The sequence below is a fragment of the Bradyrhizobium guangdongense genome, from assembly GCF_006483445.1.
Taxonomy (GTDB): Bacteria; Pseudomonadota; Alphaproteobacteria; order Rhizobiales; family Xanthobacteraceae; genus Bradyrhizobium; species Bradyrhizobium guangdongense_A.
The window spans coordinates 46,748-71,075 of the sequence record NZ_PPPT01000005.1; the positions used below are offsets into that span (position 1 = coordinate 46,748).

General features: G+C 63.3%; 22 protein-coding genes. 10 read left to right on the plus strand and 12 right to left on the minus strand.

Features of this window, described 5'->3' with window-relative positions:
* Positions 1–25: 25 nt before the first annotated feature.
* The 5 genes from C2U70_RS00715 to C2U70_RS00735 all read right to left on the minus strand — a co-directional run bounded on the left by C2U70_RS00715 (position 26) and on the right by C2U70_RS00735 (position 4,987).
* Entirely contained in the window at positions 26–787 is a 762-nt protein-coding gene (locus C2U70_RS00715) for a sugar phosphate isomerase/epimerase family protein (protein WP_140975942.1), read from the minus strand.
* 30 nt (positions 788–817) lie between these two features.
* Positions 818–1,903, minus strand: a complete 1,086-nt coding sequence (locus C2U70_RS00720) for an ABC transporter ATP-binding protein (RefSeq protein ID WP_140975943.1) — start codon at positions 1,901–1,903, stop codon at positions 818–820.
* A 6-nt stretch (positions 1,904–1,909) separates the two neighbouring features.
* Positions 1,910–2,794, minus strand: coding sequence for a carbohydrate ABC transporter permease (locus tag C2U70_RS00725; RefSeq protein ID WP_140975944.1), 885 nt, complete (start codon positions 2,792–2,794; stop codon positions 1,910–1,912).
* Positions 2,791–3,669, minus strand: a complete 879-nt coding sequence (locus C2U70_RS00730) for a carbohydrate ABC transporter permease (RefSeq protein ID WP_140975945.1) — start codon at positions 3,667–3,669, stop codon at positions 2,791–2,793. Before C2U70_RS00730 ends, C2U70_RS00725 begins: the two co-directional genes overlap by 4 nt.
* 76 nt (positions 3,670–3,745) lie before the next feature.
* Complete coding sequence (locus C2U70_RS00735; protein ID WP_140975946.1) at positions 3,746–4,987, minus strand: ABC transporter substrate-binding protein; 1,242 nt, start codon at positions 4,985–4,987, stop codon at positions 3,746–3,748.
* A 134-nt stretch (positions 4,988–5,121) separates the two neighbouring features.
* Between C2U70_RS00735 and C2U70_RS00740 the strand changes: the two genes are divergently transcribed.
* Entirely contained in the window at positions 5,122–6,180 is a 1,059-nt protein-coding gene (locus tag C2U70_RS00740) for a LacI family DNA-binding transcriptional regulator (protein ID WP_140975947.1), read from the plus strand.
* 185 nt (positions 6,181–6,365) lie between these two features.
* Positions 6,366–7,421 carry a DUF2252 family protein gene (locus C2U70_RS00745; RefSeq protein ID WP_140975948.1) on the plus strand — a complete coding sequence of 352 codons (1,056 nt, stop codon included), beginning with the start codon at positions 6,366–6,368 and terminating at the stop codon, positions 7,419–7,421.
* 27 nt (positions 7,422–7,448) lie between these two features.
* On the opposite strand, the gene C2U70_RS00750 is transcribed toward C2U70_RS00745, so the two are convergent.
* Positions 7,449–8,279 carry a hypothetical protein gene (locus tag C2U70_RS00750; protein ID WP_140975949.1) on the minus strand — a complete coding sequence of 277 codons (831 nt, stop codon included), beginning with the start codon at positions 8,277–8,279 and terminating at the stop codon, positions 7,449–7,451.
* A gap of 131 nt (positions 8,280–8,410) precedes the next feature.
* On the opposite strand from C2U70_RS00750, the gene C2U70_RS00755 reads away from it, so the two are divergent.
* Both C2U70_RS00755 and C2U70_RS00760 read left to right on the plus strand, forming a co-directional pair.
* On the plus strand, positions 8,411–10,612 hold the full coding sequence (locus tag C2U70_RS00755; protein WP_186293979.1) for a methyl-accepting chemotaxis protein: 2,202 nt from the start codon (positions 8,411–8,413) through the stop codon (positions 10,610–10,612).
* Between the two features lie 120 nt (positions 10,613–10,732).
* Positions 10,733–11,872 (plus strand): amidohydrolase/deacetylase family metallohydrolase, encoded by a 1,140-nt coding sequence (locus C2U70_RS00760; protein ID WP_140975951.1) that lies wholly within the window; start codon positions 10,733–10,735, stop codon positions 11,870–11,872.
* Between the two features lie 179 nt (positions 11,873–12,051).
* Here the strand turns inward: C2U70_RS00760 and C2U70_RS00765 are convergent, their stop codons facing one another.
* From C2U70_RS00765 to C2U70_RS32760, 3 genes are all read right to left on the minus strand, one after another.
* Positions 12,052–13,662, minus strand: coding sequence for an ABC transporter substrate-binding protein (locus tag C2U70_RS00765; protein WP_140975952.1), 1,611 nt, complete (start codon positions 13,660–13,662; stop codon positions 12,052–12,054).
* Between the two features lie 202 nt (positions 13,663–13,864).
* Positions 13,865–14,590: an alpha/beta hydrolase gene (locus C2U70_RS00770; protein ID WP_140975953.1), complete on the minus strand. Its 726-nt coding sequence runs from the start codon at positions 14,588–14,590 to the stop codon at positions 13,865–13,867.
* A gap of 24 nt (positions 14,591–14,614) precedes the next feature.
* Positions 14,615–14,758: a hypothetical protein gene (locus C2U70_RS32760; protein WP_186293980.1), complete on the minus strand. Its 144-nt coding sequence runs from the start codon at positions 14,756–14,758 to the stop codon at positions 14,615–14,617.
* A gap of 2 nt (positions 14,759–14,760) precedes the next feature.
* Between C2U70_RS32760 and C2U70_RS00775 the strand changes: the two genes are divergently transcribed.
* Entirely contained in the window at positions 14,761–15,771 is a 1,011-nt protein-coding gene (locus C2U70_RS00775) for a helix-turn-helix domain-containing protein (RefSeq protein ID WP_140975954.1), read from the plus strand.
* Between the two features lie 154 nt (positions 15,772–15,925).
* Here the strand turns inward: C2U70_RS00775 and C2U70_RS00780 are convergent, their stop codons facing one another.
* On the minus strand, positions 15,926–17,071 hold the full coding sequence (locus C2U70_RS00780; protein WP_140975955.1) for an acyl-CoA dehydrogenase family protein: 1,146 nt from the start codon (positions 17,069–17,071) through the stop codon (positions 15,926–15,928).
* A gap of 126 nt (positions 17,072–17,197) precedes the next feature.
* Between C2U70_RS00780 and C2U70_RS00785 the strand changes: the two genes are divergently transcribed.
* Positions 17,198–17,875: an alpha/beta hydrolase family protein gene (locus C2U70_RS00785; RefSeq protein WP_140975956.1), complete on the plus strand. Its 678-nt coding sequence runs from the start codon at positions 17,198–17,200 to the stop codon at positions 17,873–17,875.
* Between the two features lie 12 nt (positions 17,876–17,887).
* Here the strand turns inward: C2U70_RS00785 and C2U70_RS00790 are convergent, their stop codons facing one another.
* The gene (locus tag C2U70_RS00790; RefSeq protein ID WP_140975957.1) at positions 17,888–18,862 is read right to left on the minus strand and encodes a ketopantoate reductase family protein; all 975 of its coding nucleotides are present in this window, start codon (positions 18,860–18,862) and stop codon (positions 17,888–17,890) included.
* Between the two features lie 163 nt (positions 18,863–19,025).
* Here C2U70_RS00790 and C2U70_RS00795 point away from each other — a divergent pair, with 163 nt between their 5' ends.
* Both C2U70_RS00795 and C2U70_RS00800 read left to right on the plus strand, forming a co-directional pair.
* Complete coding sequence (locus tag C2U70_RS00795) at positions 19,026–19,832, plus strand: enoyl-CoA hydratase-related protein (RefSeq protein ID WP_140975958.1); 807 nt, start codon at positions 19,026–19,028, stop codon at positions 19,830–19,832.
* Between the two features lie 123 nt (positions 19,833–19,955).
* Complete coding sequence (locus C2U70_RS00800) at positions 19,956–21,419, plus strand: alpha/beta fold hydrolase (RefSeq protein ID WP_140975959.1); 1,464 nt, start codon at positions 19,956–19,958, stop codon at positions 21,417–21,419.
* A gap of 50 nt (positions 21,420–21,469) precedes the next feature.
* Here C2U70_RS00800 and C2U70_RS00805 read toward each other — a convergent pair whose 3' ends face one another.
* Positions 21,470–21,694, minus strand: a complete 225-nt coding sequence (locus C2U70_RS00805) for a hypothetical protein (protein ID WP_246666628.1) — start codon at positions 21,692–21,694, stop codon at positions 21,470–21,472.
* 182 nt (positions 21,695–21,876) lie between these two features.
* Between C2U70_RS00805 and C2U70_RS00810 the strand changes: the two genes are divergently transcribed.
* Together C2U70_RS00810 and C2U70_RS00815 are read left to right on the plus strand one after the other, a co-directional pair.
* On the plus strand, positions 21,877–23,241 hold the full coding sequence (locus C2U70_RS00810) for an FAD-dependent oxidoreductase (protein ID WP_140975960.1): 1,365 nt from the start codon (positions 21,877–21,879) through the stop codon (positions 23,239–23,241).
* Positions 23,242–23,265: 24 nt separating this feature from the next.
* The gene (locus C2U70_RS00815) at positions 23,266–24,267 is read left to right on the plus strand and encodes an ABC transporter substrate-binding protein (RefSeq protein ID WP_140975961.1); all 1,002 of its coding nucleotides are present in this window, start codon (positions 23,266–23,268) and stop codon (positions 24,265–24,267) included.
* The last annotated feature ends 61 nt before the right edge of the window (positions 24,268–24,328 follow it).

The window sequence follows — 24,328 nt, forward strand, 5'->3', positions numbered from 1 at the left end:
TCCAAGCCCTTCTAGTCCAAGCCCTTCAAGTCCAGGCGGCCACTGTCTCGCGCGCCCGGCTCGCGAAGCGAGCGACGTCGTTCGGCTTGTCATGTTCGGCGACGAACAGCGACACGTTCGCCTGTTTCATCGCGGCCCGCAGCGCCGACCAGTCCATGGTGCCGTGGCCGGGATCGGCCCAGCCGTCCTCGTCCGCGCATTGTCCCGCTGGCGCGAGGTCCTTGATGTGGCAGGCGACCAGGCGCTTGGCGTGCTTTTTGATTTCAGCGACGGGGTCGCCGTTGCCGCGCACGATCCAGGCGAGGTCCGCCTCCCAGACCAGTTCGGGTGCTTCCTCGAACAGGCATTCGAGATAGGTCCCGCCGCTCGCGCCGCGGCCATATTCCCAGTGGTGATTGTGCCAGCCGAAGCGCAGCCCTTCGCCGGTCACCGCCTTGCCGATCGCGGCAAGCTCGCGCCCGATGCCGCGCCACTCCTTCTCGCCACCCTCGCGTTCGCCAGGCGGTGGCGCCGGTGCAAAGATCGTATCGATACCCAAGCCCTTGCAGAGCTTGGTGGTGCCCGCCGCATCCGCGCGCAACCGGTCGAGACCGACATGAGCGCTCGGCGCGGTCATGCCGTAGCGTTCGAGTAGTCGTTTCAGCGTATCGGTATCGTTGAACAGCGCGCCCCAAGGCTCGACCATCTTGTAGCCGAGGCCGGCGAGCAGCTCGAACTGCGCCTCGAGCGGTTCGATCGTACGGGCGGAATAGAGTTGGAAGGACAGTCGATCTATCGGCGTGGTCATGCTGGATTCTCGTGCGAGGTGGGTACGGAGTTAAAGACGCTGTCCGCTCTGGTCATCGAACAGGGAGAAAGCTTCGGCTGGAAACCGCAAGGCGAGGGTGTCACCCGCGCGCGCCTGCGCATCGGCATCGCTGCGGAAGGAGAACGCCGTCCCGTCGGCAAGGCGACACCAGATCAGCGCGTCGGCGCCCATCGGTTCCACCATCTCGACACGCGCCGGCACAGCGGACGGATGATCGGAGCCGATGACCTCGATATGTTCAGGGCGGATGCCGAGGACGGCCGGTGCATCTGACGGCGGCGTGCGGAATGCATAGCCGTTCAGGTCGAACCGGGCATCTCCGGCGATGAACGCCAGACCGCCATCACGGGCGATCCGGCCACGAATGAAGTTCATCGCGGGCGAACCGACGAAGGAGGCGACGAAGCGGTTGGCCGGCTCGCGATAGATCTTTTTCGGCGTATCGAGTTGCTGGATGACGCCGCCCTGCATGACGGCGATACGGTCGGCAAGGGTGAGCGCCTCGATCTGGTCGTGGGTCACGTAGATCATGGTCGCGCCCAGCCGCGCATGTAGGCGCTTGATCTCGACCCTGAGTTCGGCACGCAACTGGGCGTCGAGATTGGAGAGCGGCTCGTCGAACAGATAGACGCCGGCATGACGTACCAGCGCGCGGCCGATCGCGACGCGCTGGCGCTGCCCGCCTGACAGTTCGGACGGACGACGGTCGAGCAGCTCGGTCAGCCGCAGCATCTTTGCGGCCTCGCCGACGCGGCTGTCGATCTCGTCCTGGGGCGTGCGGGCGACTTTCAGTCCGAAGGACAGATTCTTGCGCACACTCATGCGTGGATAGAGCGCGTAGCTCTGGAACACCATGGCGATGCCGCGATCCTTCGGCTCGGCCCAGGTCACGTCGCGGTCGCCGATCCGAATCTCGCCGCCCTTGACGTCGATCAGTCCGGCGATGGCGTTCAGAAGCGTCGACTTTCCGCAACCGGAGGGGCCGAGCAGGACGAGGAATTCGGAGGCGTCGACATGAAGGTTGAGATTCTCCAGAACCTTCAGTCCGCCAAAGCCTATCTGAAGGTTCGTGATATCGACGTTGGAGCGTTGCATGTCGCCTCAGCCCTTCACAGCGCCTGCGGCGATGCCGCGAACGAACCAGCGGCCGGAGCCGAAATAGACCACCAGCGGCAACAGCGCGGTGAGAAGCGTGGCCGCCATGTCGACATTGTAGGCGCGCTCGCCTTGCGTCGAGTTGACGATGTTGTTGAGCTGCACGGTCATCGGCAGATTGTCGCGGCCGGCGAACACCAGCCCGAGGATGAAATCATTCCAGATGCCGGTGGTTTGCAGGATCACCGCGACGACGATCATCGGCGTCGCCATCGGCATCATGATGCGGGCATAGATCTGGTAGAAGCCGGCGCCATCGATGCGGGCGGCCTTGAACAGTTCGACCGGGAGTGAGGTGAAATAGTTGCGGAACAGCAGCGTCATGGTCGGAAGCCCAAAGATCGTGTGAATGGTCACGATGGTGGCAAGCGACTGGCCGAGCCCGGTAAAGGAGAACACCCGCACCAGCGGATAGATGAACACTTGATAGGGGATGAAGGCGACGACCATCATCGCGCCGAACAGAATGTTTGCTCCACGCACGCGCCATAGCGATAGCGCGTAGCCGGTCAACGATCCGACCAGGATCGAGATCACCACCGATGGCACCAGTATCCGCAGCGAATTGAAGAAGCCGATCCTGATGCCCTCGCAGGTGAGCCCGGTGCAGGCCGAAGTCCAGGCCTTGACCCAAGCCGCGAGGCTCGGCGAGGCGGGCAGGGCGAGCAGATTGCCCTGCCGGATCTCGGCCATCGGCTTCAGCGACGTGACGATCATGACGTAGAGCGGCAGCAGAAAATACAGTGCGGTGATCAGGATGAACGCATAGAGGCCCCAGCGCGCTGGGCTGATGCGTCTCGGCCGGCCGGAGCTGAGAGCGGTCGCGCTCATCGCACCTCTCCCTTGCGCGCACGCCAATAAAGATAGGGTGCGACCACCGCGATCACGGTGATCAGCATGGTGGTGGCGGCCGCGGTTGCGAGCCCGATATTGGCCCGCTCGAACAGATGGTCCATGACGAATTTGGCGGGCACTTCGGAGGCGATGCCGGGGCCGCCATTGGTCATCGAGACCGACAGGTCGTAGAGGCGCACGACAGCCGTCGAGAGCAGCACCGCGGCGGTTGCGAAGCTCGCGCCCATCATCGGGATGACAATGGAGATGTAGACCCGCCATTTCGGCAGGCCGTCGACCCTCGCCGCCTTCCAGATTTCATCGTCCACGCCGCGAAGGCCTGCCAGCATGATCGCCATCACCAGGCCAGAGGCCTGCCAGACGCCCGCGATGACCAGGCAGTAGATCGCGGTCTCCGGCCGCACGATCCAGTCGAAGGTCGCGCCCGCAAATCCCCAGCTCCGCAGCACATGCTGAATGCCGAGCGTCGGGTTCAGAAGCCACTGCCACACCAGCCCCGTGACCACGAAGGACATCGCATAGGGATAGAGGTAGATCGAGCGAATGGTGTCCTCGGCCCGCACCCGTTGGTCGATCGCGACCGCCAGCAGGAACCCGATCAGCAGCGCCAGCGAGACGAACAGCACGCCGTAGATGATGACATTGTGGACCGAGGTGAGCCAGCGATCGTTGGTGAGCAGCAGTTCATACTGCCGAAAGCCCACGAAGTTGTTGTTCGGCAGCATCCGCGAATTGGTCAGCGACATCCACGCCGTCCAGCTCGTGGCGCCGATATAGACGACCAGCATCACCATCAGCGCCGGCAGCAGCGCCGAGATCACGGAAAGTCGAGAGGTCAGCGAAAGACGCATCGTGTCGCCGGACTGAGGAGAGGGATAGGGGGTCAGGAAAGGCGGCCGACAATTCCTCGGCCGCCTTTTCGATGCATCACTCCGCGGATTTCAGCACCGCAGCAACCTTGGCCGAGAATTCATCGGCGCTCATACTGGTGTTCCAATATTGCGAGATGGCATCCTGCAGCGCGCCGATCAGCGCGGGCGGCGCCAGCATGTCGCCGGACGGCATTTGCTGGGCCTTGTCTGCGACATAGCGCATGCCCTTCTGGGCGCAAGCGTCCAGTGCGGACGTGTCGACATCGTTACGTACCGGGATCGAGCCCTTCCTCAGCGCGAACTGGATCTGGGTCTCCGGCGTCAGCATCAATCTCGCCAGGGTCATTTGCGCCTTCGTGGTGGCCGGGTCCTTCGCCTTCGGGAAGACGAACACGTCGCCGCCCATCACGTAACCGCCGCTGCCATTGGACAGTACGGTGCAGCCATAGTCCTTCTCGGGGACCTTGCCGGCGGCGACGAACTCGCCTTTGGCCCAGTCGCCCATGATCTGCATTCCGGCCTTGCCCTGGATGACCATGTTGGTCGCGTCATTCCAGTTGCGGCCGGGCGCGCCGGCATCGACATAGTCCTTGAGCTTCTTGTAGGTGACGGCGACCGCCTTGAACTCGGCGCTCTGCGCCAGCGCCACGTCGCGCTTGCCGAGGATGCCGGTCCACATCTGCGCGCCGCCGACGCCGATCATGACCGCGTTGAACAGATTTTGCTCCCAGTTCTTCTGGCCCGAGAAGGCCAGCGGGATCACCTTGCCCTCAGCCTTGAGCTTGTCGAGAATGGCGAGCGCGTCATTCCAGGTCTTCGGCTCGTCGGCTCCGACGGAGGCGAGCACGGCCTTGTTGTACCAGAGCCAGTTTTGACCGTGGATGTTGATCGGCACCGCATACATCTTGCCCTTGCGGGTTGCCGCGGCAATGATCGCGGCGGGCATCACGCCTTTCCAGTTGCCTTCGGTTGCGATCGCATCGATATCGGCGAGCAGATCGCCCTCCACCAATTCGTCGAACTGCTTGCCGGTGTTGAGCTGCATGGCGGTCGGCGGATTGCCGGAGACGGTGCGGGTAATCGCGGCGTTTCGTGCATTCGCAGCACCAGCGACCGCGCTATCGATCCAGGTGCCGCCCGCCTTGGTGAACTGGTCGGCAAACACTTTCACGGCGGCCGCCTCGCCGCCGGAGGTCCACCAGTGGATCACCTCCGCCTTCATCTCCTGGGCGTTGGCGGGTAACGAGGCAAGCGCCGTGGTGGCAACGGCCACCGCAGCGAACAATATGCGCTTCATGACTTCCCTCCCGTGTATGCCCATCTGCGGGGCGAATTATCCCTTTACAGGCTTATGTAATCGATTACATATGATCGTATCACAACCCTAGGATTTTGCAAGCGCGTTCAAGCCGCCAGGATCTGGATCAGCAAATGACCAAGCGCCCCAAGGAGACACGCCGGCCGCCGGCAAAGATCGCGGATGTTGCGCGCCTTGCCGGTGTGTCGGTCGCGACCGTGAGCCGGACGCTGGCGCGGCCCGAGGTCGTGAGCGAGGAAACCCGCACCCGCGTGCTCGCCGCGGTACGCGACACGTCCTATACGCCGAACATCTCGGCCAGGAATCTGCGCGTCCGCAAGACCATGGTGGTGCTGGTGGCGGTGCCTGACATCGCCAACCCGTTCTTCGCCGAGATATTGCAGGGAATCGACGATACGCTGTCGGCTGCTGGTTACGGTCTCGTCATTGCCAATCTGGCCGGTCCGCCCGAGAAGGAGGCCCGCTATGTCGACCTGGTCTGCGCCGGTCAGGCCGACGGCGTGCTGCTGCTGTGCGGTCACGTCATCCGAAGTCGCGACCGCGACTTGTACGATGCGCACGTGCCGCTGGTGGCTGCCTGCGAGTATATTCCCGGTGCGACCTTTCCGCAGATTTGCATAGACAATGTCGGTGCTGCACGCGCGGCAGTGCGGCATCTGATCGAACTCGGACACACAAGCATCGCCTATCTGTCGGGTCCGCAATCGACGATCCTCGAAAGGCAACGCCTCGAAGGCTACAGGAAGGCCCTGAAAGAAGCCGGGATTGCTGCCGTCGACAGCCTGATGATGTCCGGCGATTTCACCTTCCGAACCGGTGTCGAGGCCGGCCGGGCGCTGCTTGCGCTTGCGCCGGAAGTGCGTCCGACCGCACTGTTTGCCGCCAATGACGAGATGGCGATCGGCCTGATCAAGACCGTGCACGCGGGAGGACTGCGGGTTCCGCGCGATCTCTCCGTCGTTGGCTTCGATGGCATTCCCTATGCCGATTATTGCGAGCCGACCTTGACCACCATCGTCCAGCCGCGTCGCGAGCTCGGCGCCGGCGCCGCTGCCGAGTTGATTGCGCTGATGACGACGGAGAGGACGGCGGCGCGCAAGGATATCGAGCTTCCGGCCGCGCTGGTCTTGCGTGACAGCACCTGTCCGCCATCGGACCGCGGCAGGAACTAGCTGTGTTGTTCGGCCGGTAAACTGCTCACGCAAAGCGTTCGATCGTCGCGGATACAATCTCTGTTTGCATCACGCCGTGTTTGCTCATACCATTTTCCCGGTATTGGCCCGGACGGCGCGGTTTGTGTCGATCTGCGCCGCGGCCGCTGTCCGATTGGCTCAATCAAATTGCAGGGTTGAAGCACATGACCTTCAAGCAGGACAACGCCGCATTCGAAAAATGGCTGCGCCGGAATTGCAGCGTGGTCAGGAAAGACCTCGAGCACAAGCACGAGCGCATGAAGAAGGATGCGTTCGTCTTCCTGCGCGCCACCTTCTTCCGCTGGGCGAAACAGATCGAGTCGCTATGTCCCGAGCTTGCGCGCGCTACGCGCGTGCTGTCGGTGGGCGATACCCATACCGAGAACTTCGGGACATGGCGCGATAGGGAGGGGCGGCTCGTCTGGGGCGTCAATGATTTCGACGAGGCCGCGGTCATCGCCTATCCGTTCGATTTGGTGCGGCTTGTGACCAGTGCGCGCCTGGCGCCAAAGGCGAGAGTCGGAAACGCCGCAGTTGCTGCGGCTATTCTCAAGGGCTATCGGAAGGGGCTCAGGCACCCGCGTCCTTCGCTTCTCGACGAGCAGGCGAGTTGGATGCGCTCCTATGTGGCTTGTACCGACAAGGAGCGCGAAGAATTCTGGGACGAGGTAGAGGACTATCCAACGGCGAAGCCGGCGCCGCCGCCGGCCGTTGCCGCAGCGCTACGCAAGAACCTGCCGCCGGGTGCGACTTTCGTCCGCTTCGCCACGCGCGTCAAAGGCGGCGGCGGGCTCGGCCGGCCCCGCTATGTCGCGATCGCCGAATGGCGCGGTGGCCAGGTCGTCCGCGAAGCCAAGGCGCTGGTACCTTCCGCCTGGGACTGGGCGCATGACAAGGCCGGCAAGCCGCGCTTTCTCGACCTCGCGCGCGGGCAATACCGCGTGCCCGATCCGCATCTTGCGCTCAACGCAAGCTTCGTCATCCGGCGCATCGCCCCCGACGCCCGCAAGATCGACCTTGAAAAGCTCCCCGAAGGAGAACTGAAGGCCGATCTGCTCGAAGCTATGGGCTTCGACATCGGCGCAATTCACGCCGCAACCGCCGGCGCGCAGGACAGGATCACCGCGGACCTCGAGAAGCGCGACGGCACCTGGCTGCATGATGCGGCCAGGAAAGCCGCAGCCGCCGTGGTCGAGGACTACGAGACATGGCGCGAGTAGCCTGCGCTCCGCGGCCGGGATCGCCCTTTACGGCTTCAGGACGTTTCTGAGAAAGTCCGATGTTGCCTGGTGCACGTCCGCTCTGTTGAGGATGGTGTGGATGTCGGCATCCACGACGAACACGGAAGCATTGGGATTGCCCTTCAGCGCGCCCGCGCAATTGCCGGTGATGGCGTAGTCCTTGTTCCAGGGATTTTGGGGCGAGAAATAGGGATCGCGCGCCGAGATGGCGTTGAACACTGGCTCCTTACCGCCGAAGCCCGGGCGCGGACCATTGACGAAATAATTGGCCTCGCAGGACCACGAAAAGATCAGCCGCGCGGCGCTTTGCGTGCCGGCATAACGGCTGACCGCGACGGCGCCCTCGCTGGTTCCGGCGAGCACGATGCGGGTGCGATCCACCCACGCCCATGCATTCGACGCCGTGAGCGCGTATTCGAGCTCCGCGAGCCGGAGCGCGTGAACGCGCTCGTAAATGTCGATCGAGACCGGCGAGTCGTAGGTCAGCCGCCCGTCGATCGCAAAACTGTCGGGTGCGATCGAAGCCAGGTTGAACGTGTCGGCCAGCCAGACCTGAAACTCCTTCACGGCGGGTGCGATGCCGCTCGATCCATGGAGCAGAATGACGAGCGGCGCCTTGCCGGCAACGGCGGGAGCCTCCGCCGCGACGCCCTGCCACCGCTGGCCCCCGGCCAGCGCTGCGGGCAGCACGAGATGGGCCCTGCTCCAAGTGGCGGCCAGATTGTCGGGCGTTGCATCGAGCGTGGTGCCCTTGATGTCGCCCGGCTTGCCCTTAGCGGGGATCGGCGCCGCCGTAACGACGAGTGCAAGCGCAAGGGCAAGGACGATGTGCTTCATAGGCTTTCAATCGCGCCTGGTCAGCACGGCATCGATCGTCGTGCTTCGTTGCGGCGACTGGCAGGATATCGCCTTCACCATCTGGTCGGGATTGCGCGGGATCAAATCGTCCGCCTAACATGTTAATTAACATGACGTTATCTCCCCGCGCCGAATTGGTATTTGACGACAGGAGACGGTTATCGCCTCCTCTCCGAGGGCGAGGAAGCGCGTGCAAGCGTGAGTCGGGAGATCGGCGCAAGGCGCGACTGCTCCCATGTCGCGCCGGCGGATACGCGTCAGCAATCGGGTGGGCTTACGTGGGGGCAACGGCTGCGGATAAGCTTGGACGGATTCCGTTCTGGCGTTCCTTTCAAACCAAGACGATCGTCGGCTTTATCGGCGTCCTGACCATCGCCATGGGGGCCGTGGCCGTGGAATATGTCGGGTATGATCGCGTGCTCGACGGCTACACGACCTACCGGGAAGCGGTATCGGACTGGTCCCAGGTCGAGAGCATCGACCAGGCCAGCACGCGCTTCCAGTTTGCGATCGCCAAATTCGTGCTTACCGCGGCGGATGATGATGCGGCTCTCGCGCGCGATGCAGAGTCGAGCTTGGGCGCCGCGGTCGAGAAGGCGCTGCAAACGACCCAACGCGGCGATCGGCGCGCGGACCTCAAGGCGCTGTCGGATCAGTTCGGCAAGATGACCGTCGCGTTTGGCGGCGTGCTCGAACTGACCGCGAAACGCCTGAGACCGTCGAAGGACGATTTCGCCCGTCTTTCCGCGGCGTTGCGCACCAAGATCGAGGCACTCGCCGAATCCGCCACGCTCTCCGATATTTCAAGCATCCAGATCGGCGCCCGCGACGCCCTCGCCAAATTGGCGGTGCTGTCTGAAAAGGCGGATCGCGTCCTCAATCGCTATGACGGCGCACTCGCAAGCGAGGTCAAGGCGTCGGCCGGCAGCCTGGCTGCGTCGCTGCGAGAGCTGACGACGACGAGCAACATGGTGAACCGCCGCCTGGCCGCGGCCAATGAGCAAAGCGCGGCTTTTGCAAAGGTGCTGGAAACCGCTCTTGCTGCCAAATCGGACATCGATGGTCTGTTGATCGAGGTCGATGGACTCATCCGTCAAAGCGCCGACTCCTTGAGGAAGCTGGTCGAAGCGGTCAAGGCGGATCAAGAGAGAAGCGAACGGGAAATGACCGCCCTCATCGCGAGGACGAAGGCGGTAGCCCTGGCGCTGGCATTGGGAACGGTGCTCGTCGGTGTCGTCCTGGCCGTCATCCTCGGTCGCGGCATCACGCGTCCGATGGTGCATCTCTCGGCCGCGATGCGGCAGCTTGCCTCCGGTGCTTTCGATGTTGTTTTGCCGGGGCTCGCGCGGCAGGACGAAATCGGCGCCATGGCGGCCGCGGTCGAGCAATTCAAGGAGACTGCCACGGCGAGGGCCAATCTCGAGGCATCGAATCGCGAGCAGGAACGGGAAGCGGTGGAGGTCGCTCGGCGCAAGCAGATCGGTGAGTTCGCAGCCGGCTTCAACGCCAGGGTCGGCGGTATCGTCGCCCATGTTTCCTCCTCGGCGACGCAGCTTCAGGCCTCGGCAAGCCTGCTGGCGCAGACGGCTGCAAGGACCCGGGAACTGACGGGCCGTGTCGCCAATTCGTCGCAGGAAACGTCCGCCGATGTCGGCTCCGTCGCGTCGGCGACCGAAGAGCTCTCGGCGTCGGTCGGTGAGGTGGAAAGGCTCGTCGGCCGCTCGCGTTCGATTGCAGGGACGGCCGTCGGTCAAGCCGACGTGACGAACACGCGGATGCAGCGGCTGTCGGATGCCGCAAGAGAGGTCGGCGAGGTCGTCGGACTCATTACGTCGATCGCCGACCAGACCAACATGCTGGCCCTCAATGCGACGATCGAGGCGGCCCGTGCGGGAGACGCAGGCAAGGGGTTCAGCGTCGTCGCAGCCGAAGTCAAGACTCTGGCAAGCCAGACCTCGCAGGCAACCGACCGGATATCGGCGCAGATCCTGGTCATGCAGAGCGCCACGGATGAGTCGGTTGACGCGATTCGCGAGATCAGCCGCACCATCGAGGAGATTTCGACTGCAGCCGAGGCAATCATCTCGGCGGTCGAACAGCAGAATCTCGTGACGCAGGAGATTTCGCGGAACATCCAGTCCGTTGCCGGCCGTACGCGAGATGTGACGACCGACATCCTTCAGGTCGACCAGAGCACCGCTGAAACGGACCAGGCCTCGGGCGGTGTTCTGGCCGCATCAGAGCAACTCCTGGTCGAATGCGATCGCCTCACGGGAGAGCTCTCGGCGCTGATGGCCACCGTCGGGTCGTAGGAGCGCCATCGCGCCGGTCTGCGACCGGCAATTTGCCTGTCCGGCGCAAAACTTGCTACAGGCATCGGGTGACCCAGCGGAGGCGCCGGTCACGTCCCACTGCCATGTCCGGAGACGATGATGCCTTTCGATTTGATTCTGCGCGGGGGCCGCGTCGTCGACCCCTCGCAAAAGCTCGACGCGGTAACCGATGTCGCCTTCTCCGGCGGCAAAGTGGCCGCGGTCGGCAACGGGCTCAAGGCGGATCCGGGCACCGAGGTGCGCGACGTTTCGAAGTACATCGTGACGCCCGGGCTGATCGACCTACACACCCACGTCTATTGGGGCGGCACCTCGCTCGGCATCGATGCCGAGGAGTTTTGCCGTACCTCCGGCGTCACCACGGCGGTTGACACCGGCAGCGCCGGTCCCGGCAACTTCGCCGGCTTCCGCAAGCATGTGATCGAGCCGAGCCAGGTGCGCATCCTCGCCTATCTGCACGTCTCGCATGCCGGCATCTTCGGTTTCTCAAACCGCGTCATGGTCGGCGAGAGCGAGGAACTGCGGCTTATGAACCCGATCGACGCGGCTGCGGTGGCTGACGCCAATCGCGATCTCATCGTCGGCATCAAGGTACGGGTCGGCCTGCATGCCTCGGGCACGTCGGGCATCGTGCCGCTCGACATCGCGCTCGAAGTCGCCAATGAGGTTGGCATGCCCCTGATGGCGCATATCGACCATCCGCCGCCGAGCTACGAGGAGGTGCTCGCGAAGCTGCGTCCCGGCGACGTGCTGACGCACGCGTTCCGGCCGTTCCCCAACACGCCGGCGACGGCGCAAGGCACGGTGAAGAAGGTGGTGCTGGAAGCACGCGAGCGCGGCGTCATCTTCGACATCGGTCACGGCAAGGGCTCGTTCGCCTTCAAGACCGCGCGCGCGATGCTCGCCAACGGTTTCTATCCCGACACGATCTCCTCGGACATCCATTTATTGTGCATCGACGGGCCCGCCTTCGATCAGGTGACGACGATGTCGAAGTTCTTGTGCATGGGCATGCCGCTCTCCGACGTCGTCGCCGCCTCGACCGTCAACGCGGCGATGGCGCTGCGGCGGCCGGAGCTCGGCAGCCTCAAGCCAGGCAGCGTCGGCGACGCAACGCTGATCACGGTGAGGGAAGGTCGGTTCGATTATGTCGACGTTGTCGGCGAGCACCTGATCGGCAATCAGAAGATTGCCTCCGAAGGTGTGGTGATTGCCGGGCGCTGGTGGCATCCGAAGTAACTGTCGTCCCGGACAAGCGGAGCGAAGCGACGTGCAGATCCGGGACCAATAACCACAAGACTGAGTTTGACGCGAGCTGGCAACCACGAGCCTTCGCCAACTTCTCCCTGTGGGTATGGATCCCGGATCGGCGCGCGCTCTTGGCGCGCTTGTCCGGGATGACACCAAATGTGTGGACCTTACCCCTTCTTCTCCACGTTCCAGAACATCGGCGCCGCGGGGCCGTCGATCACGGCGGTGATCGATTTGCGCCATGCGCTCGGCGCCTGGAATTGGCCAAGCGGGACGTAGATCACCTGGTCGTAGGCTTCCTTCTGCACGTCGAAGGCGATCTTCTTCCGCTCTTCCGGTGAGGTGGCGCGGGCAAAGGCGTCGCGCAGCTCCTCGAGCTTCGGGTCCTCCGACCAGCCGAACCAGCCGCCATTCGTGCCCTTGCCGACCATCGCGCCATTGACCAGCGGGTTCATCGAATCAGCGGCGCCCTGGTAGGTGAAGAACATGTTCCAGCCGCCTTCCTTGGGCGGCTTCTGGATCGCCCGGCGACTGACCACGGTCTGCCAGTCCATGGCTTGAAGATCGACCTTGAAGCCGGCCTCGCGCAGGAGCTGCGCAACCACGACCGGCTGCGCTTTCAGGAGGATCTGATCGGTCGGCGCCAGGATCACCACGGGCGTGCCGTCATAGCCGGCCTCGGCCAGCGCTTTCCTGGCCTGGGCCATGCCGTTGCCCTTGACCAGGGTCTCGCCGCCCTCGTCGCTGGCGAGCGGCGTGTCGCAGATGAAGAACGCGCCGCACAGCTTGTAATATTTGGGATTGCCGATCTGCGCGTCGAGCACGTCCTTCTGGTTGATCGCGAGCAGTGCGGCGCGGCGGATCTTCGCATTGTCGAACGGCGGATGCAAAAAGTTCATCCGGCCGAACGACTGGAAGCCGAACTTGTTCAGGATGGAGACGTTGATTTCGGGATTGGACTCCAGCATGGGCAGCAGGTCGAAGGGCGGCGTCTCGACGAAATCGACGTCACCCGATTGCAGCGCGTTGAGCGCTGTCTGTGCGTCCGGCATCGTGATCCATTCGACGCGGTCGACCTTCACCACCTTGCCGCCCGACGTCCATTCGGCGGGCTCCTTGCGCGGCAAATAGTCGGTGTTTTTGTCGTAGACGGCCTTCACGCCGGGCTGGAATTCGGCCGCTGCGAATTTGAACGGGCCGGAGCCGATCTGCTCGGGAATCTGCTTGTTGATCGGGGTCTCGGCGATGCGCTTCGGCATCATGAAGGCGCAGATCGACGACGGTTTTGCGATCGTCTCCAGCACCAGCCCATAAGGCTCCTTCAGCTTGAGCACGATCGTCTTGGGATCTGCGGCTTCGATGCTCGCGGTAAAATCCATCAGTTTGCGGGCCATTCCGTCGACACTCGAGCCCCAGCGCCTGAGAGAGGCAACGCAATCCTCCGCCGTCACAGGCGCGCCGTCATGCCACTTCAAGCCGTCGCGCAGGATGAAGCTGTAGGTCAGTCTGTCGTCGGAGATCGTCCAGTCGGCCATCTGTGGCCGAACCTTGAAGCTGGAATCGATGCCGAGCAGCGTATCGTAGACCATATAGGCATGATGGCGGGTGATGATCGCGGTCGTGAAGCCGGGATCGATGATGCGGAGGTCCGACTGCATCACCGCAGTCAACGTCTTCTTGCCGCCTGCGGCTTTCGCAAGCGATGTCCAGGCAACGGGAAGTGCCGATGGCACGACAGTCGCAAGCTGAAGCAGTTTCCGGCGCGAGACGTGAATCATTCGCTGTTCTCCTGACCTGACGCAAACGAGACCGGAGGCGGGCTGTCGAGGACCGGCAGCGTATGGCGCGGAGCCACACGCGACTGGCACGGGTTGTTTCCGCTGATCTCTGTGGTTTGCGATCAAGCAAGGGCCGTGCCGCCGAAGCCGACGGCACGAGCAATTGCCAAAGATCGTCTCGTCAGTGCAGGAGGACGCGGCGTCAGTCGCGCCCTGCTTCCATGATGGCCTTGGCGAGCCGTGCCGGATCGGAGAAACACAGCTCGTGGCTGCCGCTGACCTGCACCAGGCGGAACAAGCCGAGCTTTTCCGAGAGGCGCGGATGCCAGGGATAGCCATGCGGCAGCGCGGTATCCTCGGTGCAGTTGATGTAGGATTTTGCGATTCCCATCTCGGCTGGATTGGTCTTCAGCGCGATCTTGTCGCTGAAGGTCTTCAGCGGATGCGGATTGAGGATGTCGTAGGCGCGCTGCGCCAGTTCGAGATCGGCGTCGTTGATGAAAGCCTCGCGCCAGATCGGGAATGGCAGCACCACCGAGCCGTCACCACGCTCGGCGGCGATCATGTCGAACAGCCCGACATATTGCGGCGGCACCATGTCGTTGAGGCACTCGCCATTGTTGGGCACGAAGGCATTCCAGTAGACCAGGCGCCTGATGCGCTCGGGCACGAGGTCGGCAACGCCCGTGATCACCATGCCGCCATAGGAATGGCCGAGCAGGACCACGTCCGCCAGATTGTTCTCGGCGAGATAATCGACGATCGACTGGATCGCCTCCTTCAGGCCGGTTGTCTTGGCATCGCCCGGCCGGTTGCCCTTGATGGTCGGTGTATAAACCTGGTGGCCGGCGGCGCGAATGGGCGCGGCAACGGGCTCGATCTCGGCACCGGTATGCCAGGCGCCGTGGACGAGGACGTAGGTCGACATATTGTAGCTCCCTCAGAGGAATGGTTAGATCGATCCGGCAAGAGCCTTGCCGGACTTGCCGGACTTGCCGGCTGGGCGCCGGTCGTTGTCCTTGTTGCCGGTCATATTGAACCCATCGGCGGTTTCAGCGCTTGTCTGGCCCTGAACCGGATTGGTCTCGGAGCGCACTGATGGAGCAGGTCACTCTCGGAAGCCGGCCGCGCCACTTCATCTGGAATACCGATGAGACGCGCCCCGCCGAGCAGTTCTCCTACTATCGCGAGGCGATCTGCCAGGCGTTCATGAACCTGACGCCGGAATCGGCGACGACGTCGCGCTTCCCCGCCAAGGTCGAGACCATCCGGCTGGGCGAGGGTGCGATCAACCGCGTGGTGTTTCCCGAGCACACGGTCAACCGCTCGCGCGCCGATATTTCGGCCTCATCAGAGAGCTGCTTCTATCTAAACTTCAAGCTCGCCGGCCGTTGCCGCATGGTGCAGGGCGGGCGCGAGGTCAGCCTGTCGCGTGGCCAGGTCGGCATCTGCGACAGCGACCGCGAGGTGACGCTGCTGCACGATCGCGGGCCGACGCTCGAGGTCGCCTCGTTCTGGGTGCCGTCGCGCGCACTGCGGGACCGGCTGCCGCCGTCGTTCGATTTCGGGGTCGAGCGCGTCTCAGACGATCCCTTTGTCGGCCATCTCATCGTCGAGACGGCGCGTTCGCTCAATGCCGGCGCGCTGCGGATGACGGAGACCGAGGCCGTCGGCCTGTTCGGCGTGTTGCTCGATCTCGTCGCGCTCAGCCTGTCCCGCCGCAGCCGCGCGCAGACGGCGGAGGCCGCAGGCTTTGCCGATGCGACCGCGCTGGCGTTGCGCCGCACGGTGCACGAGCGTCTCTGCGAGCAGGGGCTGACAGTTGCGGCGGTCGCAGGCGCGGTCGGCATCAGCGAGCGCTACGTCCACAAGCTGTTCGAGCGCGCCGGCACGACGTTCTCAGACTATGTCATGGACCGTCGCCTCGACGGCGCCGCGCGTGACCTCAACGATCCCGCCAAGACGGACCAGGCCATCGGCGCCATCGCCTTCGACTGGGGCTTCTCCGACCTGTCGCATTTTACAAGACGGTTCAAACAGCGCTTTGGGTGCCGGCCGCGGGATTGGCGGGGCCACACTGGTCGTCCCGGCGAAGGCCGGGACGCATAACCACAGGGAGTGGTTGTGGTGCGAAGCTGCCAACTACGGGTCTTCGCCAAACTTCTCCCTGGGGGTATGGGTCCCGGATCGGCGCTCGCTCCGCTTGCTTGTCCGGGACGACGAGTTGAGTTCGTGGCGATCGTCGCGCTTTCGTCGAATGACCCTACAACGATCTCGCAATCAGCAGCTTCATGATCTCGTTGGTCCCGCCATAGATCTTCTGGATGCGGGAATCGATGAAGATGCGCGAGATCGGGTACTCCTGCATGTAGCCGTAGCCGCCGAAGAGCTGGAGGCATTCGTCGGCGGTTTCGACCTGCTTTTCCGAGCACCAGTACTTTGCCATCGACGCCGTGACGGTGTCGAGGTCCCCTTCGACCAGACGCTCGATGCACCAGTCGACGAAGACGCGCGCGATCATCGCTTCCGTCTTGCGCTCGGCGAGCTTGAAGGCGGTGTTCTGAAAGTCCATCAGCGGCTTGCCAAAGGCCTTGCGCTCCTTGGTGTAGTCGGAGGTCAGCTTCACGGCGCGCTCCATCGAGGCAACGGCGCCGACGGCGAGCGAGAGGCGCTCTTGCGGCAGTTGCTGCATCAGCTGCACAAAGCCCTGGCCCTCTTCCTTGCCGAGCAGGTTTTCCGGCGGCACCGTGACATTGTCGAAGAACAATTCCGACGTGTCGGAGGCGTGCAGGCCGATCTTGTCGAGGTTACGCCCGCGTTTGTAGCCATCCGCGCCTGCGGTCTCGACCACGATCAGCGAGATGCCCTTTGCGCCGGCATCACCGGTGCGCGCGACCACGATGACGAGGTCGGCGGCCTGGCCGTTGGTGATAAAGGTCTTCTGGCCGTTGATGACGTAGGAATTGCCCTGCTTCTTCGCCGTGGTCTTGACGCTCTGCAGGTCCGAGCCGGTGCCGGGCTCGGTCATGGCGATGGCGCCGACCATCTCGCCCGATGCCATCTTCGGCAGCCAGCGCTTCTTCTGTTCCTCCGAGCCGTAGTTGAGGATGTAATGCGCGACGATGGCACTGTGCACGGAGACGCCGGTCGTGAGTTCCGGAACCGTGCTTTCGAGGTCCTCCAGCACCGCGGCATCATAGGCGAAGGTCGCACCGAGCCCGCCATATTCCTCCGGCACGCTCGCCAAGAGCGCGCCCATCTCGCCGAGCCCGCGCCAGGCGAAGCGGTCGACCATCTTCTGCTCGCGCCACTTCTCCGCATGGGGTGCCAGGTCCTTGGCGAGATATTTTCGGAACTGGTCGCGGAAGACGTCGAGCTCTTCGGTCATCCAGGAGGAGCGATAAGGCATGGAAACCCCGGTCGTTGCTGTGTGTCTCGTTGGTAAGCCAGCTTGAGCCGGCAATTATTGTGTTTTCAGGCTGCGCCGGTGAGGCTACCAAAGCAACCGGATTCACAAGGCCCGAGGTGAGTGATTTTGACCGTCACGACGACAGAGCTCAAGGTCGACATCGAAGGTATCGGTGCGGTCTCCGCGATCCTGACGAAGCCGGCCGATGCGCGCGCCTGCTACGTGTTCGCGCATGGCGCCGGTGCCGGGATGCGGCATGCGTTCATGGAAAGCGTGGCAGCGGGTCTCGCGGCGCGGGGCATCGCGACGCTGCGCTACAATTTTCCCTATATGGAAAAGAAGGAGCGCCGAACGGATCAGCCTGCAGTCGCGCACGCCGCCGTGCGCGCGGCGGTCGAGGAGGCGGCTCGACGGAATTCCGGCCTGAAGCTGATCGCGGGCGGAAAATCGTTCGGTGGGCGCATGACCTCGCAGGCACAAGCCAAGGCGCAGCTAGCCGGCGTGAGGGGCCTCGCCTTCCTCGGATTTCCCCTGCATCTGGACGGTAAGCCATCAACCCAGCGCGCCGATCATCTGGCCGATGTTGGCATCCCCCTACTGTTCATCCAGGGCGACCGCGACAAGCTCGCCGACCTCAGTCTGCTCAAGCCGGTGGTCGAGGGGCTCGGGCCGAAGGCCAAGCTGCACGTGATCGCCGGCGGCGATCATTCCTTCGCGGTTTTGCGCAAATCCGGTCGGAGCAATGAGGAGGCGCTGGAGGAGGTGCTCGATACGCTCACCGCGTGGATCGACAAACTCGACTGAGTGATCACAGCCTCAGCCGGCATAAAGCCCCTTGTCGCGCGCCTTCTGGATCGCGAGCGCGGCCATGAGGTCGAGCGTCGGCGTCGACAGGCGCGCGGCGCGGGCAAAGGCGGCCGGGGCCTTCACCAGCACGTCGATCTCCATGGCGCGGCCGAGCTCAAAATCCTGCAGCAGCGACGGCTTGTGGTTCGGCGCTGGACCGCTGCGCGTCACACGTTTGACCTCGGGAATGTAATGCTGCGCGATCTCGTTCGCCTCATCCAGCAAACGCGGGATGACGTTACCGAAGGTGGCATCGTCGCGCACGGCGCGCGCGGTCAGCCCGGTCAGCAGGCACAACACCGACAGCGACATGTTGGTCAGGAGCTTTGACCAGATCGCCTCGCGAATGTCCGAGATCGGCGGGGATTCGAGCCTGGCGTCGCCGAGCGCGATGCGCAGCTCGTTGATGCGCTCGCTGGCTCGGTCGTCGCATTCGCCGATCAGGATCTTGTTGCGGTCCGGCGACAGGTTCTGCACCACGCCGGGCTCGACGATCTCGTTGGAGGAGAAGATGACACCGCCGATGATCCGCCCGCGCGGGATCGCGGCGCGCAGGCGCCCGCCGGGATCGAGGAAGCCGAGGTCCGGCGGCGCCGGATGCCGCTGCGGCAGGCCGATATTGTACCACCAGGGAATGCCGTTTTGGGCGAACACGATGCCGGTATTTTCGTTCAGCAGTGGCGCGATGCCGGAGACGAGACCCTGAAGGCCCGTCGCCTTCAGCGTCGAGATCACGACGTCCTGCGGGCCGAGCTTTGCGGGATCGCCCGACGCGCGCACCTTGGCGGCGCACTCGGCGTCGCCGACCCGCAGCTTCAGCCCATTGGCCTGCACCGCCTCCAGATGCGCCCCGCGCATCACGCAGGAAACGTCATGGCCGGCGCGCGCCAGCCGGACCGCTAGGTGGCTGCCGACGGCGCCCGCGCCAAAGATGCAAATGCGCATGAATGATGTCCCGTCCGAAATGAATGCCAGCTTTCCCCGGTCACAGCATGGCACAAGCCGCCATGCGATGGACGCGACCGTCCCCATCGGAAAGATATGGATCAACTCTGGCCCTCTCGGTCATAGTGCCGGCCCAATGAACGAACCACCCGAGAGGAACGCCATGCCAGACAACCCCGTCCTGTGGAGCCTTGACGACCGCGGGGTCGCGACCGTCACGTTGAATCGTCCGGAGGTCAACAATGCCTATGACGGCGCGCTGATCGCGGGCGTGCTCAATGCGATGGACGAGCTGGGCATCAAGCCGAACCTCCGCGTCGTCGTGCTCAGAGGTAACGGCAAGCATTTCCAGGCCGGCGCCGACCTCAAATGGATCAACTCGGTGCGGCCGCAATCGGCGGAGGCGAACGAAGCGGCCTCGCGCGCCACTTTTGAGGCGGTGCAGCGGCTCAACACGCTCTCCATTCCGACCGTGGCGCTGGTTCAAGGCGGCTGCTTTGGCGGCGGCACCGGCGTGATCTCGGCCTGCGACGTCGTGATCGCCGCCGACAACGCGCTGTTCTCGATCACAGAGGTGCGCTGGGGCCTGACGGCCGCGATCATCATTCCGCAGCTCGTCGATGCCATCGGCATCCGCCAGGTCCGCCGCTACGCGCTGACCGGGGAACGCTTTGGCGCCGAAGACGCGCGCCGCATCGGCCTCGTGCATGACGTCGTGCCGCTGTCCGAGCTCGAGGCCGCCGGTGCCAGGACGGTCGATCTGTTGCTGGCCAACGGGCCGGAAGCGCTGGCGGAGACCAAGCGCCTCGCGCTGGAAAGCTCGTTCGGCGGCATGAGCGTCGATGACGCCGCCTATGAGCGCCTCGTCCGCCTGCATTCGCTGAAGCGCCAGAGTGCGGAGGCGGCCGAAGGGTTGGCGTCCTTCGCCGAGAAACGCGCGGCGAAGTGGGGCGGCGGGAAAGAGCTGTGATGGATGCGCGGTATCTGGCGCAAGGCACGACGCTACGGATATTGCTTTCCGATAAGCATCATGGAATAACCTTTAGTTGTAAGTTTATAGCCAAACAATTATTTTTACAGTCGGAGGAATTGAATGACGTACGAGGAATATCGGGCCGCATTGATTGAAGGTTTTTACCAGAACCAACTCGAAACCCTTATGAGCGGCTACCGCAAGGATCGACCAACCGTCATCCTGTTGCCGGGAATCATGGGATCTCAACTGGAGCGAACGAACAATCCTTACCCGTCGGACATTGCAGTCATCAGCGATATCATCTGGATGGATGTGGGGATCGCCCTAAAGAAAGATGCCCTCAAGCTGGAAATTGATGGTGCCGGACGGGATACCGGTTCTTACGTTGTCGCGGCCTACGGGGCGCTAAGTTTCTGGAGTGAGACGCCGTACAATGAGTTGCGAGACCTAGCACGAAACGAGCAGTGGAACTATGCGGTGTTCGGCTTCGATTGGCGGCGCCCGCTCAGCGAGAGCGCCGAATACTTTAAGACATTCGTGCGGGATTTCCGGCAACGCGTAATCGATATCTACGGCCAAAAATGGGATCCGCTACCGCGTCTGACTGTCGTTTGTCACAGCATGGGAGGGTTGGTTGCTACGGCAGCTTTGAGAGATCAAAATTTCAGCGGGCTCGGTTTTCATGCCGTCGCGACCTTTGGCACGCCATTCTACGGCTCGGTGACAGCTCAGAACGCCTTCTATGTTGGACTGCCTAGCCTCAATGGCTTGTACACGGCGCCGGTCATGGCTGGGCTGATCGCATCGATGCCCGGCGCCTATACGCTGATGTTCCTGCCGAGAGAAGTCTACAACCAAGACGGGCCGAAACTCGGGCTCAACAAATATCCAGAATACGATCCCAACGGGAATATACCGGTCGACCCATACGGTCCAGATGCGACGGTGATCAGACGCTGGCCTAAGAAGGTCAAGAACCACCTGCAGTATCTTCTTGATGCGAAGCAACAGCTGATCGATATTGCTTCACCTATCAACGCGAATATTGCAACGGCATTCTTCAACATTCGCTCATCGTTAGACAAGAACACAGCGGTTGAAGTCGCTTGGAATAGCATCGACGGAGATAATTATAAGCCTGGAACCGACCCCAGTCCTCTCACCGGCGTCGGAGGTCAGCCCGGCGGAGATGGCACGGTGCCGGCTTGGTCCGCGTGGCACGCATACTGCCATTCGAATAACCGGCATGAACTAAAGCAAGCGAAGGTACATGGCGCGCTACTGGAACATCCGGAGGTCCTCGGCGTGATAAAGTCGATCGTGAAGCAAGGAAGGCTGCCCTCGGCAGCGAAGCCGATTGCCAAAACGATTGGTGTGACCGTCAAGACGAAGCCTGTCGCCACTAGAAAGAAGATGGAAAAGGCCGTGGCGCTCTGGGCGAAGTGCGTAGAGGCCAAAAAGCCGCCGCCATCGGAAATGCTCGAGGGGGCGGTGCGGCGAGCCATTATCATCGACATCATGAACGGCCCAAAGCCGCCGATGGCAAAGAGTCGCGCGAAACCTAATAGACGGAAAAAATAGCGCGTTGCACGAACCCGCGGTAGGTGGCGACTTGCGCTGCCGAAAACTGTTCAGCAGCCGCGGCAGATGCCGTTGATGCTGCGGTAGACCGCCTCGTCGTCGCGCCGCAACTGCTGGAGTTGCTCGATCGACTTGCTTTCGCTGGTCGGCTGCGGCTTGCGCTTGGCCGTGAGCTCGTCCTCCTGCCGCTTATAGCAGGCCTCGCGCTCAACCTTGGCCTGGATGAAGCGGCAGTTCTGTTCGATCGCCGCGGCGGGCGCGGTGGCGATGATCAAGGCAGCCAGAGTGGTCCAAATGCACCTCAAGAGTCGATCCCATGTCGTCCGATCCGCGAGCGTTCTCGCAGGTCCGCCTGTCACGATCAACAGCCGTGTCATGGCAGACGGGCCGGATGAGGGCTTTACATTGCCGGGGCCTTTGACGAGATAGCGGACAGCCAATTGCCGGGAATGTTATAGTGTCGCAAAAGTCCGTCCAGGAACCAGCCCGCGACGTGCCGCTCTATGGCGAATATGAAGTCGCCGTGCTCGGCGGCGGGCCGGCGGGCATCGCTGCTGCGACGACCGCGGCACGCGCCGGCAAGCGGACGCTGCTGATCGAGCGCTACGGCTTTCTCGGCGGCATGGGCACGGCCGCTGGCGTCACCAACTTTTGCGGGCTGCACGGCAATGTCTTCGGCGAGCACCATCGGCTGGTGCAGGGCATTGCGTCCGAGCTGCTGGCGCGCATCGACCGGCTCGATGGCTTGAACAAGCCGCATCTCATCCTCGGCAAGGTCTTTGCGCAGGCCTATGACACCGCGGCCTACAAGATCGCGGCCGACGACCTGCTCGCGACCCACAAGGTTGACATTCTCTTCCATGCGCTCGGTGCTGGTGTCGTCATGACCGACGAGCGCCGTATCGACGCGCTAATGGTCGAGACCAAGGCGGGCCGCCGCGCCGTGCGCGCCGGGATTTTTATCGATTGCTCCGGCGACGGCGATCTCGCCGCCTGGGCCGGTGTGCCTTTCGAAGTCGGGGACGAGCATGGCCACCCGCTCTATCCCTCGATGATGCTGCGCCTCAACAACATCGATCCCCTGCGGGCAGGTGAGGCCTGGCGGACCATTCCGCAATTGATGGAGCAGGCGACATCAGCCGGAACGCATCGCTTTCCCCGCAAGAGCGCGATCGTGCGGCCGCAGAAGTCCGGCATCGAGTGGCGGGTGAATTTCACCCAAGTGGCGCGCGAGGACGGTCACGCCATCAACGGAATTGAGCCCGACGATCTCACGCGCGGCGAGATCGAGGGCCGCAAGCAGGCGCTCGCCGCCTTCGAGTTTCTACGCACCGTGCCGGGCTTTGAAAAGTCCTACATCGTCGATCTGCCGCCGCAGCTCGGCATCCGCGAGACCCGCCGTATCAAGGGCGGCTACCAGCTCTCGGGCGAGGATGTGCTCGGCTGCGCCTCGTTTCCGGATTCCATAGGCGTCAATGGCTGGCCGATCGAGGCCCATGTGCCTGGCGACGTCGTCTTCACCTTCCCGCCGATCCCGGAGTCGCGCGGCTACAACGAATTGCCGTATCGCATGCTGCTGCCGGAAGGCATAGACAACCTCCTGGTCGCCGGCCGCTGCGCCTCCATGACCCATGAGGGCCAGTCGGCGGCGCGGGTCTCCGGCGCCTGCTTCGTGATGGGGGAGGCGGCCGGTTCCGCGGCGGCACTGGCGCTTTCCGGCAACCGTATGCCGCGTGACATCGCGGTCGACAAGTTGCAGGAAACGTTGCAACAACAGGGGGCCTTCATCGGGCGGGGCCAGGCCGTGCCTGAGGGGCTATAAAAGACGACAGACGGAGGATATCGGATGGGTTGGGTTGCGCGGCTCGCACTTGCGGGCCTCATGGCGCTCACGGTTGGTGCAGCGAAAGCCGAAGAGCCGCTCAAGGCCAAAATCGGCGTGCTGCGGCTGTCGTCGTCGGCGCCGGTCTTCATTGCGCAGGACAAGGGCTATTTTCGCGACGCCGGACTCGATATCGAGCTGAAATTCTTTGATGCAGCGCAGCCGATCGCAGTCGCGACGACCTCAGGCGACGTCGATTTCGGCATCACCGCCTTTACCGCCGGCCTCTATAATCTCGCCGGCAAGGGCACGCTCAAGGTGATCGGCGGCATGAGCCGCGAAAGGGCCGGCTATCCCCTGATCGGCTATTTCGCCAGCAACAGCGCCTATGCAGCGGGACTGAAGACCCCGAAGGATCTCGCCGGCAAGCGCGTGGCGATGACGCAGGTTGGCTCCAGCTTCCATTATTCGCTCGGCCTGCTCGCCGACAAATACGGTTTCAAGCTCGCGGATGTGAAGATCGTGCCGCTGCAATCGCTGTCGAACGCCGCTGCCGCGCTGAAGGGCGAGACGGTCGACGCCGCTTTGCTGCCCATCTCCACCGCACGCAAGCTGATGGACGAGGGTGGTGCAAAATTCCTGGGCTGGGTCGGCGACGAGACGCCGTGGCAGCTCGGTGCCGTGTTCGCCTCGCCCAAGACGCTGGCCAACAAGGCGCTGGTGACAAAGCTGCTCGGCGCGCTTGCGAAAGCTGATCGCGAATATCACGACGTCATCCTCGCGGCGATGAAGGACGGCAAGGCCCCGATCGACGACAAGACCAAGCCGCTGCTCGAGATCATCGCAAAATACACCAATTTGCCGGTCGAGCAGGTCGTCGGCAACTGCGCCTACATCGATCCCGACGGCAAGCTGGACGTGAAGAACGTCGATAACCAGATCAAATGGCTGCAGGAGCAGGGCTTTGCCGACAAGGGTTTTGACGCCGATGCGATCATCGCCAAGGAATATGTGAAGGCGGATTGATGCTTCTCGTCATGGCCGGGCTTGTCCCGCCCATCCACGACCTTTCCCGCAGCGCCAAGAA

Bases quoted from the DNA above. Each gene is read 5' to 3' on its own strand.
- C2U70_RS00715 (WP_140975942.1), bottom strand. From the start codon at position 787: ATGACCACGCCGATAGATCGACTGTCCTTCCAACTCTATTCCGCCCGT.
- C2U70_RS00720 (WP_140975943.1), bottom strand. From the start codon at position 1,903: ATGCAACGCTCCAACGTCGATATCACGAACCTTCAGATAGGCTTTGGC.
- C2U70_RS00725 (WP_140975944.1), bottom strand. From the start codon at position 2,794: ATGAGCGCGACCGCTCTCAGCTCCGGCCGGCCGAGACGCATCAGCCCA.
- C2U70_RS00730 (WP_140975945.1), bottom strand. From the start codon at position 3,669: ATGCGTCTTTCGCTGACCTCTCGACTTTCCGTGATCTCGGCGCTGCTG.
- C2U70_RS00735 (WP_140975946.1), bottom strand. From the start codon at position 4,987: ATGAAGCGCATATTGTTCGCTGCGGTGGCCGTTGCCACCACGGCGCTT.
- C2U70_RS00740 (WP_140975947.1), top strand. From the start codon at position 5,122: ATGACCAAGCGCCCCAAGGAGACACGCCGGCCGCCGGCAAAGATCGCG.
- C2U70_RS00745 (WP_140975948.1), top strand. From the start codon at position 6,366: ATGACCTTCAAGCAGGACAACGCCGCATTCGAAAAATGGCTGCGCCGG.
- C2U70_RS00750 (WP_140975949.1), bottom strand. From the start codon at position 8,279: ATGAAGCACATCGTCCTTGCCCTTGCGCTTGCACTCGTCGTTACGGCG.
- C2U70_RS00755 (WP_186293979.1), top strand. From the start codon at position 8,411: ATGACGTTATCTCCCCGCGCCGAATTGGTATTTGACGACAGGAGACGG.
- C2U70_RS00760 (WP_140975951.1), top strand. From the start codon at position 10,733: ATGCCTTTCGATTTGATTCTGCGCGGGGGCCGCGTCGTCGACCCCTCG.
- C2U70_RS00765 (WP_140975952.1), bottom strand. From the start codon at position 13,662: ATGATTCACGTCTCGCGCCGGAAACTGCTTCAGCTTGCGACTGTCGTG.
- C2U70_RS00770 (WP_140975953.1), bottom strand. From the start codon at position 14,590: ATGTCGACCTACGTCCTCGTCCACGGCGCCTGGCATACCGGTGCCGAG.
- C2U70_RS00775 (WP_140975954.1), top strand. From the start codon at position 14,761: ATGGAGCAGGTCACTCTCGGAAGCCGGCCGCGCCACTTCATCTGGAAT.
- C2U70_RS00780 (WP_140975955.1), bottom strand. From the start codon at position 17,071: ATGCCTTATCGCTCCTCCTGGATGACCGAAGAGCTCGACGTCTTCCGC.
- C2U70_RS00790 (WP_140975957.1), bottom strand. From the start codon at position 18,862: ATGCGCATTTGCATCTTTGGCGCGGGCGCCGTCGGCAGCCACCTAGCG.
- C2U70_RS00795 (WP_140975958.1), top strand. From the start codon at position 19,026: ATGCCAGACAACCCCGTCCTGTGGAGCCTTGACGACCGCGGGGTCGCG.
- C2U70_RS00800 (WP_140975959.1), top strand. From the start codon at position 19,956: ATGACGTACGAGGAATATCGGGCCGCATTGATTGAAGGTTTTTACCAG.
- C2U70_RS00815 (WP_140975961.1), top strand. From the start codon at position 23,266: ATGGGTTGGGTTGCGCGGCTCGCACTTGCGGGCCTCATGGCGCTCACG.